At 45.5% G+C, this 17,810-nt stretch carries 14 protein-coding genes; 13 read left to right on the top strand and 1 reads right to left on the bottom strand.

Annotated features, from left to right (window positions below; all coding sequences use genetic code 11):
• The first annotated feature begins 1 nt into the window (after window position 1).
• The 7 genes from ACDJ58_RS17085 (at window position 2) to cydC (ending at window position 8,735) form a co-directional block, all read left to right on the top strand.
• Window positions 2–823 (top strand): ABC transporter permease, encoded by an 822-nt coding sequence (locus ACDJ58_RS17085; RefSeq protein WP_413379713.1) that lies wholly within the window; start codon window positions 2–4, stop codon window positions 821–823.
• Window positions 816–1,529, top strand: coding sequence for a heme ABC exporter ATP-binding protein CcmA (gene ccmA, locus ACDJ58_RS17080; protein WP_413372081.1), 714 nt, complete (start codon window positions 816–818; stop codon window positions 1,527–1,529). The genes ACDJ58_RS17085 and ccmA overlap by 8 nt, the downstream gene beginning before the upstream one ends.
• 32 nt (window positions 1,530–1,561) lie before the next feature.
• Complete coding sequence (locus tag ACDJ58_RS17075; protein ID WP_413372079.1) at window positions 1,562–2,107, top strand: TlpA family protein disulfide reductase; 546 nt, start codon at window positions 1,562–1,564, stop codon at window positions 2,105–2,107.
• Window positions 2,108–2,727: 620 nt separating this feature from the next.
• A complete protein-coding gene (locus ACDJ58_RS17070) occupies window positions 2,728–4,092 on the top strand; it encodes a cytochrome ubiquinol oxidase subunit I (RefSeq protein WP_413372078.1) in 1,365 nt (454 codons plus the stop codon).
• Complete coding sequence (locus ACDJ58_RS17065) at window positions 4,089–5,102, top strand: cytochrome d ubiquinol oxidase subunit II (protein WP_063562783.1); 1,014 nt, start codon at window positions 4,089–4,091, stop codon at window positions 5,100–5,102. The genes ACDJ58_RS17070 and ACDJ58_RS17065 overlap by 4 nt, the downstream gene beginning before the upstream one ends.
• 64 nt (window positions 5,103–5,166) lie before the next feature.
• On the top strand, window positions 5,167–7,005 hold the full coding sequence (gene cydD, locus ACDJ58_RS17060; RefSeq protein ID WP_413372076.1) for a thiol reductant ABC exporter subunit CydD: 1,839 nt from the start codon (window positions 5,167–5,169) through the stop codon (window positions 7,003–7,005).
• Window positions 7,002–8,735, top strand: coding sequence for a thiol reductant ABC exporter subunit CydC (cydC, locus tag ACDJ58_RS17055; RefSeq protein WP_413372075.1), 1,734 nt, complete (start codon window positions 7,002–7,004; stop codon window positions 8,733–8,735). Before cydD ends, cydC begins: the two co-directional genes overlap by 4 nt.
• A gap of 148 nt (window positions 8,736–8,883) precedes the next feature.
• On the opposite strand, the gene ACDJ58_RS17050 is transcribed toward cydC, so the two are convergent.
• A complete protein-coding gene (locus tag ACDJ58_RS17050) occupies window positions 8,884–9,393 on the bottom strand; it encodes a MerR family transcriptional regulator (RefSeq protein ID WP_413372074.1) in 510 nt (169 codons plus the stop codon).
• A 209-nt stretch (window positions 9,394–9,602) separates the two neighbouring features.
• Between ACDJ58_RS17050 and ACDJ58_RS17045 the strand changes: the two genes are divergently transcribed.
• From ACDJ58_RS17045 to ACDJ58_RS17020, 6 genes are all read left to right on the top strand, one after another.
• On the top strand, window positions 9,603–10,724 hold the full coding sequence (locus tag ACDJ58_RS17045; RefSeq protein ID WP_413372073.1) for an NADH-dependent flavin oxidoreductase: 1,122 nt from the start codon (window positions 9,603–9,605) through the stop codon (window positions 10,722–10,724).
• 681 nt (window positions 10,725–11,405) lie between these two features.
• Window positions 11,406–12,644, top strand: coding sequence for a saccharopine dehydrogenase family protein (locus tag ACDJ58_RS17040; RefSeq protein WP_413372072.1), 1,239 nt, complete (start codon window positions 11,406–11,408; stop codon window positions 12,642–12,644).
• 1 nt (window position 12,645) lies between these two features.
• Window positions 12,646–13,773, top strand: coding sequence for a carboxynorspermidine decarboxylase (gene nspC / locus ACDJ58_RS17035; protein WP_413372071.1), 1,128 nt, complete (start codon window positions 12,646–12,648; stop codon window positions 13,771–13,773).
• A gap of 323 nt (window positions 13,774–14,096) precedes the next feature.
• Window positions 14,097–15,572 carry a spore germination protein gene (locus ACDJ58_RS17030; protein WP_413379711.1) on the top strand — a complete coding sequence of 492 codons (1,476 nt, stop codon included), beginning with the start codon at window positions 14,097–14,099 and terminating at the stop codon, window positions 15,570–15,572.
• Between the two features lie 3 nt (window positions 15,573–15,575).
• Window positions 15,576–16,670, top strand: a complete 1,095-nt coding sequence (locus ACDJ58_RS17025; RefSeq protein WP_413372070.1) for a GerAB/ArcD/ProY family transporter — start codon at window positions 15,576–15,578, stop codon at window positions 16,668–16,670.
• Window positions 16,667–17,794, top strand: a complete 1,128-nt coding sequence (locus ACDJ58_RS17020) for a Ger(x)C family spore germination protein (protein WP_413372069.1) — start codon at window positions 16,667–16,669, stop codon at window positions 17,792–17,794. Before ACDJ58_RS17025 ends, ACDJ58_RS17020 begins: the two co-directional genes overlap by 4 nt.
• Window positions 17,795–17,810 lie beyond the last annotated feature (16 nt).

Genomic DNA, 17,810 nt, shown 5'->3' with positions numbered 1-17,810 from the left:
GATGGGAGATATGGTACAAGTCGTTCGACGAGAAATGAAAATGGGATTTCGCAACCCATGGTCATATTCATTTTTGATTCTTTTCTGCGTGTTTAGTCTGAGTTTGTTAATCATCAATTCTCAGAATTTTGTAGCAGGATACTCTGGCACTACAGGTTCCATGTTAAATCTTATTCTTTATCTGTTGCCGCTGATGACCCTCTTTCTGGGCTCGTTCTCGTTGACTTCTGAAAAGGAAGAGGGCAGCTGGCAGCTGTTGTCCACTTACCCCATCGGCACGATGTCTTTTATTGTTGGCAAATATCTGGGGCTGTCGGTTGTATTAATGACGATAGTTACATTCGGATATGGCCTGATGGGACTTCTTAGCGGATGGGTGGGTAGCCCTTTAGATGTTAAGACATACCTTTTGTTTCTGATATTCTCCTGCGGACTGGTGTTGCTATTTCTGACTATTGCACTGTTCATCGGTTCGTTATCCAAAAATCGGTGGCAAGCGTTAACGATATCGGTATCCGTTTGGTTTTTTGCTGTGATCGGGTGGCCCACGCTTCTAATTTCCGTGCTGGGACTCATGCCGTATCAGTGGGTAAAACCCTTACTCACCGTTCTAACCTTCATCAATCCGGCTGAGTTGGTACGTTTGTTTGTGGTGATCAAACTTGGCGGGGGCTCGATACTGGGACCTGAATATTATCAGTGGGTAGATTGGGTACATCCATCGAGCGGGAGCTGGATCTTTATGGGGATATGTATGCTGTGGATTACATGTTCTATCGTGGCAGTATACGGGATATGGGAAAGGGGACGTTCCCATGGATAACGTGGAAACAGAGATTGTTGGACTGTGTAAATCCATAAAAAAACAACAGATTGTTGAAGATATATCCTTTCGCGTTTCTTCCGGTCATGTGCTTGCCTTATGCGGCGGAAATGGTGCCGGAAAAAGCACCGTTCTGCGTATGCTTGCAGGTATTCTTCAACCTACCTCGGGTGAAATCATTGTAAACAAGATGCGCTGGTCCAAAGAACGAAAGCAATATTCGGAACAGATCGGATATATGCCGGATGATTATCATTTCAACCAGGGTTTGACGGCAGAGGAAGTGCTCCAGTTCTGGGCAGCACTTAGGAAAGTGCCCAAAGAGCGAGTAACGGAAGTGCTGACTATGGTAGGCTTGGCCGATCAAAAAAAGAAACGGGTCACGACCTTTTCCAAAGGTATGCGGCAGCGTGTTTTATTTGCCCAGGCTCTGCTGTCCAAGCCTCCGCTGCTGATCATGGATGAGCCAACGAATGGACTGGACCCCTTTTGGATGCAGGAGTTTGCAAATCTGATAAAACAGATCAAGGAAGAGGGGCATATGGTCGTGTTCTCCACCCACCAGCTTGAGATCGCAGATGATGTTGCCGATCAGATTGTTTTTATGAACCAAGGACGTAATGTGGGAAATGGCTCTACTGAAGACTTTCGTCAACAGTTCGGGTCGCTTCATGCTGCTTTTCATCATAGTCTTGGCTTAAAATGAAGGTGAATCGATTGGAAATAAAGAGTAAAAAAATGAGTGCGAAAATGAGACGTTTGATTACTTTCCTGATTGGAATGGCTGCTTTACTGGCCGCTGCGTGGGCAATTTACCAGGGGACTTCATCATCCGAGCCCAAAAGAACCGGTGCCATTGAAGCCGGTGCAATCGTTCCTGAATTCACTGCGATTAATTCAGCCGGAGAACAGGTGAAGCTCTCCGATTATCGGGGCAAAGTCGTCATGATTAACTTCTGGGCTTCATGGTGCACGCCCTGTGTGAGGGAAATGCCAATGATTAATCAGATCGCTCAGACATATCAAAACGATGTAGAGACCCTGTTTGTCAACGTGGGGGAAGCGAAGGGCACCATTCGTGAATTTATGGAGAAACAGCAATTCGATTTTCCTGTTATCATTGATGTGACCGGAAAGATCTCCAGCAAGTATCGCATCACCGGGTTGCCAGCGACCATGATCATAGATCAGGAAGGCATATTCAGTCACATTCTGCTCGGTGAGTTGACCAAGGATATTCCTTTGCAGCAATGGCTGGAGGAGACCGTACAGCAAAAGAATTGAAGCTATGCAGACTTATGAACAAAAGAAGTCGAGAAGTCGCTCACTATACGAGCGGCTTCTTTTGTTTTATTTGTAAGCTGCTATAAGAATCCAGGCAACCGCGAACGGTTTTCCCGAACATCTTGCACGCATAGTGGAATTGAAATTGCAATACCACGGTTGTGCCCAAAGAATCAATAGCTCCTTTGGGTACTTTTTACGCTTTTCACCGAGTTGTCAGAAAGAGTTGATCCTTTCTTGAACATTTAGGGACGAAGACGTGTCAGTGATTGAATTGCTAATTCACAAAGATATAATAATTTTAACTATTAGGTCCCGTTAAGTACTTTGGCCCTTCAGTATCAGGTAAAACAAGCCTTGCCAACTCATGCTTATTCCAGTAACTAATTGTAGCAGCGCACAATGAAGTTGTGGCAAAGCTCCTTCGTCTCTTACTTTGTGAAAAAATTCTCTTTGTACATACAACGATGGAGGAACGGTTTGAAGATAAACTCTGACTCAGTCTAGTGGGGGTTCTATCAACCTGATAAAGAACGCAGTCCAAGGGCTGACTGACCTAATAATTAAAAGATTCAAGTCATTACGAAAATCGAACAGAGTTTGAAAGGAGGCAGTAAAGTATGGCAATCGATACGGTAATGTGGAGCAAGCTAGTGACAGGCATGACGCTGGGCTTCCACGCTATTTTTGCGACACTTGGCGTAGGTATACCTCTAATGATCGCAATTGCAGAATTCATGGGGATTCGCAAGAAGGACCCCCATTACACACTGATGGCGAAGAGGTGGTCAAGAGGTTTTGTCATTTCTGTGGCGGTTGGTGTGGTGACCGGTACAGCGATTTCACTTCAACTGGCCCTGGTATGGCCGAATTTTATGAAACTGGCAGGCAATGTCATCGCACTTCCGTTATTCATGGAAGTGTTTGCGTTCTTTTTTGAAGCGATCTTCCTGGGCATTTATTTGTATACGTGGGATCGATTCAAAAATCCGTACATTCACTGGCTGCTGACGATTCCAATCGTCACCGGGGCAGGCATGTCGGCTGTGTTTATTACGACGGTGAACGGCTTTATGAACCAGCCTGGAGGCTTTGTCATGGAAGCAGGCCAATTCACAGCGGTTAACCCAGTGGAGGCGATGCTGAATACGGCGACGTTTTCCAAGGTGTTTCATGTATTAAGCTCAGCCTATTTAACAGGAGCTGCCCTGTTAGCCGGAATTGCAGCCTTTGCGCTGCTGAGAAAAGGGGCATCTGCATACCACAAAAAAGCCTTGAACCTCATGATGGCGGTGGTTCTGCTGTTCGGCTTACTGAACACGTTAGCGGGAGATGTGTCCGCCAAGTTTTTGGCCGAGCATCAGCCGGAGAAACTTGCAGCAGCAGAATGGCATTTTGAGACGGAAAGCGGAGCAGATTTGATTTTATTGGGATGGCTGAATGCGGAGCATGAAATTATAGGAGCTCTTCACCTGCCGAAACTGCTCAGCTTCCTGGCCTTTAGTGACTTTAATGCAGAGGTAACCGGACTGGAGGAGTTTCCGAAGGACGAATGGCCGCCGCTGCTCGTTCACTACCTGTTTGATTTAATGGCCGGAATCGGATTTACGCTGCTGGCTATTTCAGTTCTGTATTTCCTGTTTGTATTCTGGAAAAAGCGCAATGAGCTGAATAAGTGGCTGCTTGGGATCATAGCGCTAGGCGCACCGATGGCTTTTCTCGGAGTTGAGCTGGGCTGGTTCTATGCTGAACTGGGACGACAGCCGTGGATTATCCGAGGATATATGCGTGTGGAGGAAGCAGCCACTTCATCACCCAACATAAGAATGATCTTTTTCTTCTTCCTGCTTCTCTACATCGTTCTGGGAGTTATGTGTGTTCTTGTGTTAAGACGTTTGTTCAACAATAATCCAGCAGAAGTCGAGATGGAGAAATGGATGAAGGAGGAGCACAATCAGTCTATAGAAAAGGGTGAGCGTGCATGAGTTACGAACTGATTGGCATTTCGGTACTCTGGCTGTTCTTGTATGGCTATTTAATTGTTGCCTCCATTGATTTCGGGGCGGGTTTCTTTGCCTTTTATGCACGCTTGACGAAACAGGATCACCTGATTAATCGTCTGATCTCCCGTTATTTATCACCGGTATGGGAGATTACGAATGTATTTTTTGTCTTTTTCTATATTGGCATCGTTGGATTCTTTCCGGATACGGCGTATTATTACGGATCAGCACTGCTCGTACCAGGGAGTATTGCCGTCATTTTGCTCGCCATTCGTGGGTCGTTTTATGCCTTTGAGAACTATGGTTCCAAAAATAACATCGTGTATCTGTTTCTATATGGAGCTTCGGGGTTGCTTATTCCCGCTTCGCTATCAGTGGCGTTAACCCTGTCTGAAGGTGGCTTTATCGTGAAGCAGGGTTCGACGGTTTCGCTGGATTACTGGACGCTGTTTACCAATCCGTTATCATGGAGCATTGTTGGACTGGCGATTGTGTCCGTATTGTTCATTAGCAGCTCATTTCTAGCCTTTTATGCATCGCGGGCAGAGGATCACTCTGCATTGAAGCTAGTACGGACCTATGCCCTGTTCTGGAGCACACCGACGATTATCATCGCACTGACTGCATTTATTTATTTGGGACAGCACAATGAGCGACATTTTCAAAATATGATGGATTTATGGTGGCTGCTTGCACTTTCCGTTGCATTCTTCATGATTGCGATGTGGCTGATCTATAACGGACGCCGCTACGGATTAGCGTTTATATGTATCATGCTGCAATTTTTCTGTGCCTTTTTCGCTTACGGAATTGGTCAATATCCTTATATCCTTGATCCGTTCATTACAATTCAAAACAGTGTAACCTCACCAGCGATGGGCTTCGCACTGGTTGTTGTGTTTATCGGTGGCATGTGTATGTTGATTCCTTCCTTGATTCTGGTTTTCAAACTGTTTCTGTTTGATGCGGATTATGTAAAAGGAAAAAAATAAATTGAATTCAGTAAGTGATGTAAGGGAGTAATCTCACAGGTTCATAGAAAGGAGGAGAGCTTACATGAAGAAAAAAACAAGCCTGATCTCTCAACAAATGTCTGGCCAGCGAAAACGTCTTGTGCTCCTTGCAGTCATTTCACTTGCGCTGGGTGCAGCGATTGTAAGTCAGGCTGCGTTGCTTGCTGAAGCTGTGCAACGCATTTTCGTGGAGAAGGCTTCCCTTTCGTCGGTCGTCATGCTGCTGGGGATACTCCTGGCTGTCATGGTCGTACGTACAGGGTTGTCTTATGGGAACGGAAAAGTTGGTTTGCATATGGCTTCCAGTGCGAAGACGAATATGCGGGCAGCCGTGCTGCAACATTTGACCCATGCGTCGATGCCATCAACCCTTCGTGGACAAACAGGCGGTAAGGTCAGTGTTGCTCTGGATGCTGTGGATGAGGCTGACAGTTATTTCAGTCTGTATATGCCGCGTATGATGGAGGCTGCCATCATTCCGATTCTGATTTTGGTGGTAACGTTTATGCAGCATGCCAATTCAGGCTTCATTATGCTGTTTACGGCCCCGTTTATCCCCTTGTTCATGATTTTGGTGGGACTGAAGACGAAGAACAAATCAGAGGAGAAATATGCGCAGCTGGCCGAGTTTTCCGGTACATTCCTGGACTCTCTTCAAGGGCTGGTTTCGTTGAAAATATTTGGACGGGCTCACCGTCAGCAGCAGGAGATTGAACGCACCAGCCTGGGTTACCGCGATGCCACGATGGGCATTTTGCGGATTGCGTTTACCAATACGTTCATGCTGGAATCGATTGTAATGCTTAGCATCGGTATCGTCGCTCTTGAACTTGCAATCCAGCTGCTTGTATTCAAATCGATGTCGTTCCACACCGCGTTTCTCGTGCTGCTGCTCGTTCCCGAGTTTTACAGTCTGTTGAAAAATACGGGAACGGCTTTTCACAGCGGAAGAACAAGTATGGGAGCGGTTCGTAAGGTAGAGCAGATGCTTGAGGAAACGGCTGGTGGGAGCACGTCGGTAGATGGAAAAGAAGGATTAGGTACATCCGATGGGATTGACGAGGTCGATAACATGGATCGGATGGAAAGGGAGAACAGGATAGGGACATTGCAAATGGACCGTTCCAATGACAGTTCCATGCCGCCATCCATGATATTAAACCATCTCCGATTTCGATACGCGCCTGAATCATTCGAACTTGAGACTGGCCGGGTCCAGCTTGATCCGGGAGAACATATTGCCATTGTCGGCAAAAGTGGCTCAGGGAAAACGACGTTGCTCCATCTCATTGCGGGTTTGCTGAAGCCAGCATCAGGAGAAGTTATGGTAAATGGACAACCGCTATCCAAATATGATGAGGCTTCATGGTTCGAACAGGTTAGCTACATTACACAGCATCCGTATATTTTTGCAGGTACATTTGCTGAGAACATTGCGATTGGTGCGGGTCGGAACGTGTCCAGGACTGAAATTGAGCAGGCGGCAGAGGATGCCGGGCTTGCCGAAGTTGCTGCCCAATTGGAGCATGGCTTCGATACCTTGGTTGGCGAAGGAGGACGGGGGCTGTCTGGTGGGGAAAAGCAACGACTTGCCTTGGCACGCGCTTTTTTGAAGCGGCCTTCCATCATATTATTTGATGAACCTACGGTGGGACTGGATTTGCACACGGAGCAGATACTGCAACATTCCATTGCCACATTGGCAGATACCGCGACGATGATTACAGTGGCTCACCGATTATATACCATTCAACATGCCGACCGCATATTGTTTATGGACCAAGGTGTGTTAGTGGATACGGGACGCCATGAAGAGCTTATGGCGCGCCTACCCCAGTATGCCGAGATGATTGATGTTCAACGAAAGGGGGGCTTAGCATGAATGAGCTAGCGATTTTGTCCAAAGCCATGATTCAGGAGCGCAAGGATATCATCCTTTCCATTCTAGGTGGGTTTATTGCCGGGATAGCAGGAGTGGCCCTCTTCTCGGCGAGCGGATATCTGATTTCGCAAACAGTCTTTGCGCCACCGCTGTACACCTTAATTGTACTCACCTCGCTGGTCAAGCTGCTTGGACTGCTTCGGGCGGCGAGTCGTTACGGAGAGCGTTTGTATTCCCACCGGGCGACGTTCTCCATGCTTAGCCGTTTACGTACCTCCTTTTTTGCGAGGCTCATTCCTTTAACGCCGGGTATATTGAACAAAAAGCGAAGCGGGGACCTGCTTGCGCGCATTGTTGGGGACGTGGAGAGCCTGCAACATTATTTTTTGCGCGTCGCTTACCCACCGATCATTGTTGTTATGGTCTTTTTGGCGACAGTGTTGTTTACTTCTGCTTTTTCATTCTGGATTGCGGGGCTGTTTGTATTAGGTATGCTCATAACGGCGTTGGTTGTACCCGGACTGGTTTTGCTTGGGCAGCGGAAAATACATGGACACGTTCGCGAGCAACGGGCGCTGCTTTCCACGGAAGTTACCGAAGTATTGTATGGATTCCGGGATTTGAAAGTGTACGGACAACTGGCTCAGCGGGAGCAGCAGCTGCAGCAGGCTTCTGCTGCGTTGACGGTCCAGCAGCAACGGGCTGCCGGACACCTACTGCGCGGGCAATCCATGCATGCTTTGGTTACGTTCCTTATTTCCTGGGGCGTGCTGACACTTGGTGCTTATCTAATTATCGATGGAGCGCTTGCTGGCGTGTTTCTTGCTATGCTGGTCATGGCCTCACTAACCGTATTCGAAGAAGCTGCGGCAATGGCGACATTACCTTTGTATAAGCAGGATAGCGAACACGCAGCCAAGCGACTGACGGAAACCATACAGACCTCCGATAGGCAGTCTGTGTCTACGCAGCCCAAAGGCGCGCTATCTGGCAATCAGGCTGTTTCGCTTGATCTCTCCAATGTTACGTTTCAATATGAAGGGGAGTGGAGACCGGCGTTAAAGGACATTTCGCTGCATATTTTACCCGGCTCCAAAACGGCGATTGTCGGACCGAGCGGATCAGGCAAATCAACGATTATTGAACTGCTGCTTAAACTGCGAACACCTACGACTGGGGAGATTCGACTAAATGACATTTCGGTGAAGGAACTGGATGAGGCGAGCATTTGGCAAACGGCCAATGTTGTCTTGCAGCAAAGTCATTTCTTCCGGGGAACGATCCGGGATAATCTGCTGTTGAATGATGAAGGACATTCGGACGAGCAACTATTGGATGTGCTAGCAAAAGTGCAACTGCCCAATACATCATTGACTGATGTAATCTATGAAAAAGGGGAAAACCTGTCGGACGGTGAGAAGCAGAGGCTGGCTCTGGCACGGGCCATGCTTCGCAAGGGACGGTTATGGCTTCTCGACGAACCTACTTCCTCACTGGATTACGTTACAGAAGAACGTGTGATGAAACATCTCTATTCACAAGCAGCCGAGGATACGCTTCTACTGGTCTGTCATCGGCTTACTGGCCTGGAAGAGATGGATCGGATTGTGGTGATGGAACAGGGAAGGGTAGTGGAAGCAGGCTCCTATACGGAATTAATGGAGCAAAAAGGTTATTTTTATGAGATGAAGAAGATTGAGCGGCAAATGATCGGAGAAGTTGGAGTGTAAGAGAGTAACCTATACGTGAATTGCTCATTTGGAGACAAAAATTTTCAAACAACAAACAGAGCTCGTTAATTCTGAGCTCTGTTTGTTGTGGTTAGTGCAAGAATTACAGTACATATTATCCTTTTATTCGCATTTTTAGATGCGTTTTTTATCTAATTAAACTTGGGATCTTACCCATTTTCGAAGCTGTTCCAGAGAAATAATTCATCTCTGCAACGGAAATGGGTTTTATGTTCGTTTTCTCGTCGCGTTCTTCTAGAACGTTGTCTAAACTTTGATCGGAGCAGTCTGGCTGTGGCCTACCTTCCTCCAACTTGATATCAATAAAATCAACGATTTGCTGAAGGGATGAGATTTGCCCGAGAATATTATTCCTTTGGCTCCTTAATTCCTCGACCAACTCATCGTATTCTTTGGGGTCAGCATTAGTGGAGAGCTTCAAGAATGGCTTCATGGCCTCCAGAGAAATACCCGTTTTTTTAAGGCAGCCTATCAATTTGATCGTATGGATGTCCTGCTGGTGGTAGACGCGATGCCCATTGTCCTTCCTGTCCGCCTGACGAAGCAATTGAATCTTTTCGTAATAACGAATCGTGTCCTCGGAAAATCCAGTTAGCTCCGCGGTTTGTTTTATCGTGAACGTTTGCTCGGTTATCATTCCGCACCTCCGGAAATTGAGACTTGGGGGTATTGTACATCTTGGAGTCGGCTCCAAGTCAAGTCTTTAACCTTAGTAAAACGACATTTGAATTCATGTCTTGACTTTGAGCCGACTTCAACAAATAACATATGTCCTACAAGGGAAGGAGGAGACAGCAGCAAACACGAACGAATGTGAAATTATAAAACTAACTAAGGAGTGGAACTATGAACTCAAAATATCAACCGATAATGGAGTCGTTTCTTTTCAAGAATGGAGTCGAAGTAAAGAACCGTGTCGTTCTTGCACCAATGACGATTTCTTACTCTCAGCAAGACGGTACGCTGTCTGAGGCGATGCTCGCGTATTACGAAAGTCGTTCGAAATGTGTTGGCATGGCTGTCACCGGGAGTACATTAGTCGCACCTAATGGCACGGTATTTGGTGGGGAACTGGCGGCAGATCGTGATGAGATGATCCCAAGCCTACGACGCCTGGCAACTGCAATTAAGAAGGGCGGAGCAAAAGCTATTCTGCAAATCTTTCATGGGGGGCGTGAAAGTCTGCCTGAAGTGGTCGCGAATGGTGAGATCGTAAGTGCGAGCGCCGTTGCTAAAGAAGGGTTGAGTGTGATGCCCAGAGCACTTGAGGAGCAGGAGATTTTAGAGATGATTCATGCGTTTGGGGCTAGCACACGCAGAGCAATCGAGGCTGGTTATGACGGGGTAGAGATTCACGGGGCCAATCGATTTCTTATTCAACAATTTTTTTCACCATACACGAACCGACGTGATGATCGTTGGGGAGGAAGTGTGGACAAACGAATGGCGTTTCCGCTCGCTATTGTAGATGAAGTAAAAAAAGTGGTGAATCAACACGCCAAACGGCCGTTTCTTGTCGGATATCGCTGTTCACCAGAAGAAGAAATGACACCTGGTATTACGATGGCCGATACACTAGAATTGGTGGATGCACTCGCCAATAAAAATTTGGATTATTTGCATGTTTCTTTAATGGACTTTTGGTCAAAGCCCAGACGGGGAGTAGAGGACAATCGCTCCAGAATGGAAATCATTTATGAGCTCGTGAGCCAAAGAGTGCCTGTGATCGGTGTAGGTGGAATCAAAACACCGGACGAGGCCCTTAGAGCGTTACAATCTGGTGCCCCATTTATAGCACTTGGCCGAGAACTCATTATCGATCCGAATTGGGTTAGAAAAATAGCACAAGGCAGGGAAAGTGAAATTCGTACGGAGATAACTTTAAATGATCAGGGCCAATTAGGAATTTCTGATCATTTGTGGAAAAAAATAATCAGTACTCCAGGATGGTTTCCGATCAAAAATTAAATTTGTAATGAACGATTTGGACTATGAAACCTTTAGATTTAGGCGTTTCAACATGGCATTCTGAGGCGAAAGATTCGCCACAATAATCAAGTATGTTTATGAGCGAAATGTGTGTTCCAATATGATGAAATAATTATTTTTTAGTGATTGCTTGATTTTTTTCAATGTATCTGATATTGTAAGACCTGTGATTTTGGAAAGCAGATATATCAACATAAATCAGGTCTTTCCAGCAGATAATTTTTGACCACTTCTCTTAAGGAAGTTAAGGCCATACGGACAGCCGGGTCAAACGCCGATTGGCAACTTATGTTGCCTTATTGATTGAGTTAAAAGCTCAAATTTTATAAGTTGGTTACTTTACAACCAGTGCATCTGCACATCAACTTGTGAAACGGTCAATAAGAGTGGTAAAGGCGAATTATTTGCTATATAGACTCTGATCTGATATTGATATACATGAAGAAGCTTTCCGCTAGAGGAGTTCTTTTGAACTTTTTTAGTTATGGGAACTTTGCGTCTTTTTAATGATGTATATCGACAAGCAAGTGTGATGATGCGCGTTTGGGGCATTTTTCACCTTGCTTTTTTTGTTGGTTCAAAACGGGCGAAAAGTTGAAAAATGAGAAAAATAATGAAGTTAATTTTAAAAAAATTCATATTGGGTTAGGAGAATGGAAAATGGGAAAAGCACTAATCATCGGCGCCGGCGGCGTAGCTTCAGTAGCAGTTCATAAATGCGTTCAAAACAGCGAAGTATTCGAGGAAATCTGCATCGCAAGTCGTACGAAATCCAAATGTGACGATCTTAAAGCCAAGCTGGACGGCGGCAAAACAAAAATAACGACAGCTCAAGTGGATGCCGACAACGTTGACGAACTGATCGCCCTCATCAACGAAGTTAAACCGGATCTTGTCATGAACCTGGCATTGCCTTACCAAGACCTGACAATCATGGATGCTTGCCTTGCAACTAAAACTAATTACATGGATACAGCCAACTATGAGCCGGAAGATACGGCAAAATTCGAATACAAATGGCAATGGGATTACAAAGAGCGCTTTGAAAAAGCGGGAATTACAGCTCTGCTTGGCAGTGGATTTGACCCAGGTGTTACCGGTGTATTCTCTGCGTATGCCCTGAAACATTACTTTGACGAGATTGAATATATTGACATTCTCGACTGCAATGGTGGGGATCACGGCTATCCGTTTGCAACCAACTTCAACCCTGAAATCAACATCCGCGAAGTTTCGGCTAACGGAAGATACTGGGAAAAAGGTGAATGGATCGAAACGAAACCAATGGAAATTAAACGTGTCTATGACTTCAAAGAAGTTGGCGAGAAAGACATGTACCTGCTTTATCATGAAGAGCTGGAGTCCCTGGCTAAAAACATGCCTGGTCTGAAACGCATTCGTTTCTTCATGACATTTGGTCAAAGCTACCTTACGCACTTGAAAGCACTTGAAAATGTAGGCATGACTTCGATCGAACCTATCGAATACGAAGGCAAACAAATCATTCCGCTGCAATTCCTGAAGGCGGTACTGCCAGATCCGGCGTCCCTTGGACCACGTACTGTGGGCAAAACGAACATCGGCTGCATTTTCAAAGGTAAAAAAGACGGCAAAGACAAAACGTACTACGTTTATAACATTTGCGATCACCAAGAATGCTACAAAGAAGTGGGTTCCCAAGCCATCTCTTACACAACAGGTGTTCCAGCCATGATTGGTGCAGCAATGGTGATGACTGGTAAATGGAACAAACCAGGCGTATACAACGTTGAAGAGTTCAACCCAGATCCATTCATGGAAGAGTTGAACAAATGGGGTCTCCCTTGGGTTGAAGATTTCAATCCAGTACTCGTTGACGAACTGCCAGAAGAAGTCAAAGAATCGGAGCTTGTTCGTTAAGATGCGGTTTGAGCAATTACCGACGCCATGTTTTGTTGTTGACGAAGGACTTATCGAAAGAAATCTCAAAATCCTGAACGGTGTCATGCAACGTACAGGAGCCAAAATCGTGCTGGCTCAGAAAGCATTTTCCATGACCACGATGTATCCGCTCATTGGAGAATATCTGAGCGGTGCAACGGCAAGCGGGCTGTATGAAGCCCGCCTCGGTCATGAGGAGATGGGCAAAGAGAACCATGTCTTTGCCCCGGCCTATCGCGAAGATGAGATTGATGAAATCCTTTCGATTTCTGATCATATTATCTTCAATTCATTCTCCCAACTGGAGAAATTCAAGGGCAAAGCGCTTCAGGCTGGCCGCAAAGTGGGCCTGCGTATTAACCCTGAATGCTCAACCCAGGAGGGTCATGAGATTTACGATCCATGTGCTCCTGGTTCCCGTTTTGGTGCCAAACAAGAGGATTTCCGTGCGGAGCTCTTGGAAGGAGTCTCCGGACTGCATTTTCATACTTTGTGCCAGCAAAATTCAGACGATCTGGAAACGACGCTGAATGCGGTAGAAGAGAAGTTTGGACAATGGCTGCCACAAATGGAATGGATCAACTTCGGCGGTGGACACCACATCACACGCGAGGATTACGACATTCCAAGACTGGAAGCTTGTATCAAACGCATGCAGGAGAAATATGACCTGGAAGTATATCTGGAGCCGGGCGAAGCGGTTGCGCTGAATGCGGGTTTCCTGGTGACTTCTGTGCTCGATTTCCACAAGAACGGTATGGACATTGCCATTCTGGATACCTCGGCCACATGCCACATGCCGGACGTGCTGGAAATGCCGTATCGCCCACCGCTTATCGGTTCGGGAGAAGCGGGAGAAAAACCTCACCTGTATCGTCTGGGTGGACAAACTTGCCTGTCGGGTGATGTGATCGGCGATTATTCGTTTGACCAACCACTCAAAACGGGTGACAGATTGGTATTTGAGGACATGGCGATCTATTCCATGGTCAAAACCAATACATTTAACGGCATGCCGCTGCCAGCCATTGCAGTGAAAAGAAAAGATGGCGATTGCGAAGTGGTTCGCGAGTTCGGCTATCAGGACTTCAAAATGAGATTGGCTTAACTTAATCATTTCTTACTTTATACTTCGTTTTCAGACAGAGTGGTCTATTTTATAATAAATCCGTTTCTGTTAGGAAATGATCGAATATAAGACGCTTCCTTTACCAATCCAATTTGGTACTAGGAGCGTCTTTTTTATATTGACTTGATGTATATTTTTCCTGACTGAAAGGACAACTGTTACATTTTTCTTTACATAAAATAGGTTTTGTGGACTAACTTTGATGTAGATTTCAGTGGAATGCATATCGTCTCCAATAATCGTCATAATAAGGAAAAGTTGCTGGAAGAAGGGAGGCTAGGGTAGTGGATGAACAATCTGCCATGAACAGGAAAGAAGAAAGCATCACCAAAAGTTTGGACGAATCCATCCGTAGAATTGAAGAAATCTTTACGGATACTCCCGATCTGATCATTCGAAAGCTATGCATAAAACAAACTGGAGAACAAGCTACCATCATCTATATGGAAGAATTGACAGACAAAACGTCGCTTAATCATGATGTTCTTGCTCCGCTTCAGCTCGAAACCGGAAACCCCTCCGGAGACTTCATAACAACGGTTGGATATATGAAGCCGTATTCCAAGTGGGATGATCTCAAACTTTCCATTATCCTCGGCTATAGCGTGCTGTTTATCGAAGGAAGAAGTGTTGCCTATGCACTAGATACAAAAGGTTTTCCGCAGCGAGCGATTGAGGATCCTCAGCAGGAGCCATCACTGAAAGGGGCCCATCAAGGATTTATTGAAACCGGTTCTCAAAATATAGCCATGATCCGCCGTTATATCGCGGACAAAGAGTTAAAGCTCAAGCGGTATATCGTTGGGAAGCGAGGCCAAACGGAAGTATCCTTGCTTTATTTGGAAGATGTGGCGAAACCGGAGATGATTAAAGTACTCGAAGAACGGATTCAATCCATAGATGTGGATGCCATTATTAACACTGGGGAATTAGCTGAATTTATTGAAGACCAACCGCTTGCCTTGCTACCCCAAATCATTACGACAGAGAGGCCGGATACGGCCGCTTCTCAAATACTGCAAGGCCGATGTGTCGTTGTGGTCGACGGTTCGCCCAGTGTGTTGGTAGCACCTGTTACCTTCATGTCCTTTTTTCAGACGGTTGATGATTACAGTTCCAGATGGTCCATTTCGTCATTTCTTAGAATTTTACGTATCTTTGCCTTTTTCATCGCGATTTTTTTGCCTGGATTTTTTATATCAGTCATTTCATTTCATTTTGAGATTATACCGATGAAGCTGTTATTAACGCTTGGTGAATCAAGGGGGCAAGTTCCATTCCCCCCATTCGTTGAGGCAATCATTATGGAAATCACGCTTGAGATGCTAAGGGAAGCGGGGGTTCGGCTTCCAGCTCCGGTAGGGCAGACCGTAGGGATTGTCGGAGGTATTGTCATTGGGCAGGCGATTGTTCAGGCTGGGCTGATCAGCAATGTAATGGTTATCGTCGTTGCTTTTACAGCTATCTCATCTTTTATTATTCCCAATCAAGACATGATGGCAGCTGTACGCATCATGCGGTTCATGATGATGGTACTCGCTACCTGGTTTGGGTTCATCGGACTGGTCGTGGGCATGATGACCATCGTCGGCCGATTAATAACATTAAACTCCCTCAATACCTCCTATAGCACACCTATAGCTCCATTTAGGGCCGCGGATTGGAAGGATACCTTATTAAGGGTACCGTTGTGGATGATGAACAACCGTCCCGTAAGCACGCAATCACGTCAGTCAAGACGCCAGGGGAAAAGCAGAGGATGGAAGGAGAAAAACTAGCACATGAAGACTTTTCGTCCGGTAACTATGCTTCAATTCATTCTTATTATTTCTACTTTCCAAATCAGCGTTGCTTTTTTGTCTCTTCCAAGAGAGCTCGCAAGGCATGCGGGGACGGATGGTTGGCTGGTGGTTATCTTGGGCTGGGGACTGGCGACGTTGGCCTCCGTACCGATCGTCAAGGTAATGAAATATAATCCCAACAGCTCAATACTCGAATTGATTCAGCGTTATATCGGCGTGTGGGCAGCAAAAGTGGCTGCTTTTATATTTTTGGCCTATTATTTGCTTCTGGCATATGACGGTTATATGATTGCCTCACTTGTCATTAAATTATGGTTATTGCCAAGCACATATATCTATATTCTAGTCCTGCTGCTGCTCATCCCCACGTTTCAGATTGCGCAGCATGGCTTTCAGGCGATTGGGCGGTACAGTGAAATTGTCACGATGCTCTCCATATGGATTCCGTTCATTTATGTATCTACGCTGAGTCATGCCCATTGGCTCTATTTACTGCCCATCTTTAAAGAGGGATGGTTTCCAGTTCTTTCATCCATAAAATTTATGATCTATCCAATGCTCGGCATCGGTTTAGTTTTGTTTCTCTATCCCCATCTAGTTAACAAAGAAAAGGCATTGCCTGCCATGGTGATATCAAACACGCTCACTTGCATGGTTTACTTGGGAATCACCCTGATTTGTTACGTGTATTTTAGCCCTGATGAGATCGGGGAGTATAACGACCCGGTGATTAGCATTATGAAGTCCATTGAATTCCAGTTTATTGAGCGGGTGGAAGTGCTATTCATTGCATTTTATCTGTTTGTGTTCTCATGCATATGGATTCCCTCCATGTATCTTGTATCGAGGTGCTCAGCGTCGCTGGTAGGAAAAGGTCAGGAAAGATACCACCTTGCAGTGTGGTGTATTGTCATTGAAATTAGCTTTTTCCTCTATCGTCCTAGCTTTATCGAATCTGCCCAAATAAACTACGCACTCAATTACATTGGATTTATGATGGAGTTTGCTCTGCCTGCGGGCGTTCTTCTGTATGTAGCGATCCGCAAAAAGATGGGAGGGGGGCTACGCACATGAGATGGGGTGGGAAATTCATTATCTCGAGTGTGTCCTGCATTTTATTGGCAGCGCTCGCAGGTTGCGCCAATGACAAAACCAATTTAGAAGATGCAACGGTTCCTTTGGCTCTTGGTTTGGATGTCATAGATAAAAAGCTCCATTATTATATATCTGCACCTGTATTCAGTAAAGACATTCAAAAGAAAAGCCGCGAGGGGGGAGGAATAGCAGAAGGTTTAAGACAGTCGAGGAATCAGCAGGATGCCCAATTTCCGGGTTCGCTTGCGGGACGTAATTTTCAAGTCATTATTGTAGGAAAACAATTGCTTCAATATAAGGATTGGTTTAAAGTGCTTGATGTCACGTTCCGCGATCCTCGCAATACGATTACCGATCGCATCGTTGCTTTTGATGGTTCTATTGCGGATATTTTTCAGTTTCAACCAAAAGATCAACCGCCGTTACCTTTATTTGTAAAAGCGATTGTCGATTCAGGCAGTAGAAGTTCAGCTACTGTAAAAACAACCGCGCAGGAGCTACATAGACAATTGTATGACCGAGCGATGACGCCATCCATCTCGGAAATCAAGATCGAAAATAACAAGATCATGCTAAAAGGGACGACTCTTTTATCTCAAAAAGGGCAATACAGAACTTCTCTGAGCTATCAGGAAACGACACTTCTTCACATTTTGAAAAATGAAGCTGAGCCAGGGGTCAGTCTCACTTTTCAGGTTGATGATCTACAACAATCATTGCCATTTAACATCGACAAAGTGAGTTTTTCTTTAGGTGACATTTCCGTAAAAACTAAATCCTTTCATGAAAATGGCAGATTTCAATACAAAATTAAAGTGAAGTCGATCGTCAGTATAACTGAAAAATTCCTTGAGTTTGAACTTTTGGGAAATTCCGAGGAAATGGAAAATAAATTGAGTAAGGAAATGAAAAAAAGCATTGAGGCGCTCATCAAAAAGTGCCAGGACTATGATATCGATCCTTTCGGGTTTGGGTTTTATGCCAGGGCATATCACTACCCCTTATACAAGGAAGCACAGGCAAACTGGGGGGAAGAACTATCCCAAGCCCATTTTGATGTAGAAGTTGATCTTCGAATCGGCGCCACTGGAGCTGTGGAGTAATTGATACAATCAACAG

The organism is Paenibacillus taichungensis (assembly GCF_047302525.1).
GTDB lineage: Bacteria > Bacillota > Bacilli > Paenibacillales > Paenibacillaceae > Paenibacillus > Paenibacillus taichungensis_B.
Note: the sequence above shows the minus strand (reverse complement) of the source record. Positions and strands in the feature narration are given on the sequence as shown.

What these genes read in the sequence shown, in the direction of transcription:
- ACDJ58_RS17085 (WP_413379713.1), top strand. Translation starts at nt 2, where the DNA reads ATGGGAGATATGGTACAAGTCGTTCGACGAGAAATGAAAATGGGATTT.
- ACDJ58_RS17065 (WP_063562783.1), top strand. Translation starts at nt 4,089, where the DNA reads ATGAGTTACGAACTGATTGGCATTTCGGTACTCTGGCTGTTCTTGTAT.
- ACDJ58_RS17045 (WP_413372073.1), top strand. Translation starts at nt 9,603, where the DNA reads ATGAACTCAAAATATCAACCGATAATGGAGTCGTTTCTTTTCAAGAAT.
- ACDJ58_RS17020 (WP_413372069.1), top strand. Translation starts at nt 16,667, where the DNA reads ATGAGATGGGGTGGGAAATTCATTATCTCGAGTGTGTCCTGCATTTTA.
- ACDJ58_RS17040 (WP_413372072.1), top strand. Translation starts at nt 11,406, where the DNA reads ATGGGAAAAGCACTAATCATCGGCGCCGGCGGCGTAGCTTCAGTAGCA.
- ACDJ58_RS17070 (WP_413372078.1), top strand. Translation starts at nt 2,728, where the DNA reads ATGGCAATCGATACGGTAATGTGGAGCAAGCTAGTGACAGGCATGACG.
- nspC (WP_413372071.1), top strand. Translation starts at nt 12,646, where the DNA reads ATGCGGTTTGAGCAATTACCGACGCCATGTTTTGTTGTTGACGAAGGA.
- ccmA (WP_413372081.1), top strand. Translation starts at nt 816, where the DNA reads ATGGATAACGTGGAAACAGAGATTGTTGGACTGTGTAAATCCATAAAA.
- ACDJ58_RS17025 (WP_413372070.1), top strand. Translation starts at nt 15,576, where the DNA reads ATGAAGACTTTTCGTCCGGTAACTATGCTTCAATTCATTCTTATTATT.
- cydC (WP_413372075.1), top strand. Translation starts at nt 7,002, where the DNA reads ATGAATGAGCTAGCGATTTTGTCCAAAGCCATGATTCAGGAGCGCAAG.
- cydD (WP_413372076.1), top strand. Translation starts at nt 5,167, where the DNA reads ATGAAGAAAAAAACAAGCCTGATCTCTCAACAAATGTCTGGCCAGCGA.
- ACDJ58_RS17050 (WP_413372074.1), bottom strand. Translation starts at nt 9,393, where the DNA reads ATGATAACCGAGCAAACGTTCACGATAAAACAAACCGCGGAGCTAACT.
- ACDJ58_RS17075 (WP_413372079.1), top strand. Translation starts at nt 1,562, where the DNA reads ATGAGTGCGAAAATGAGACGTTTGATTACTTTCCTGATTGGAATGGCT.
- ACDJ58_RS17030 (WP_413379711.1), top strand. Translation starts at nt 14,097, where the DNA reads ATGAACAGGAAAGAAGAAAGCATCACCAAAAGTTTGGACGAATCCATC.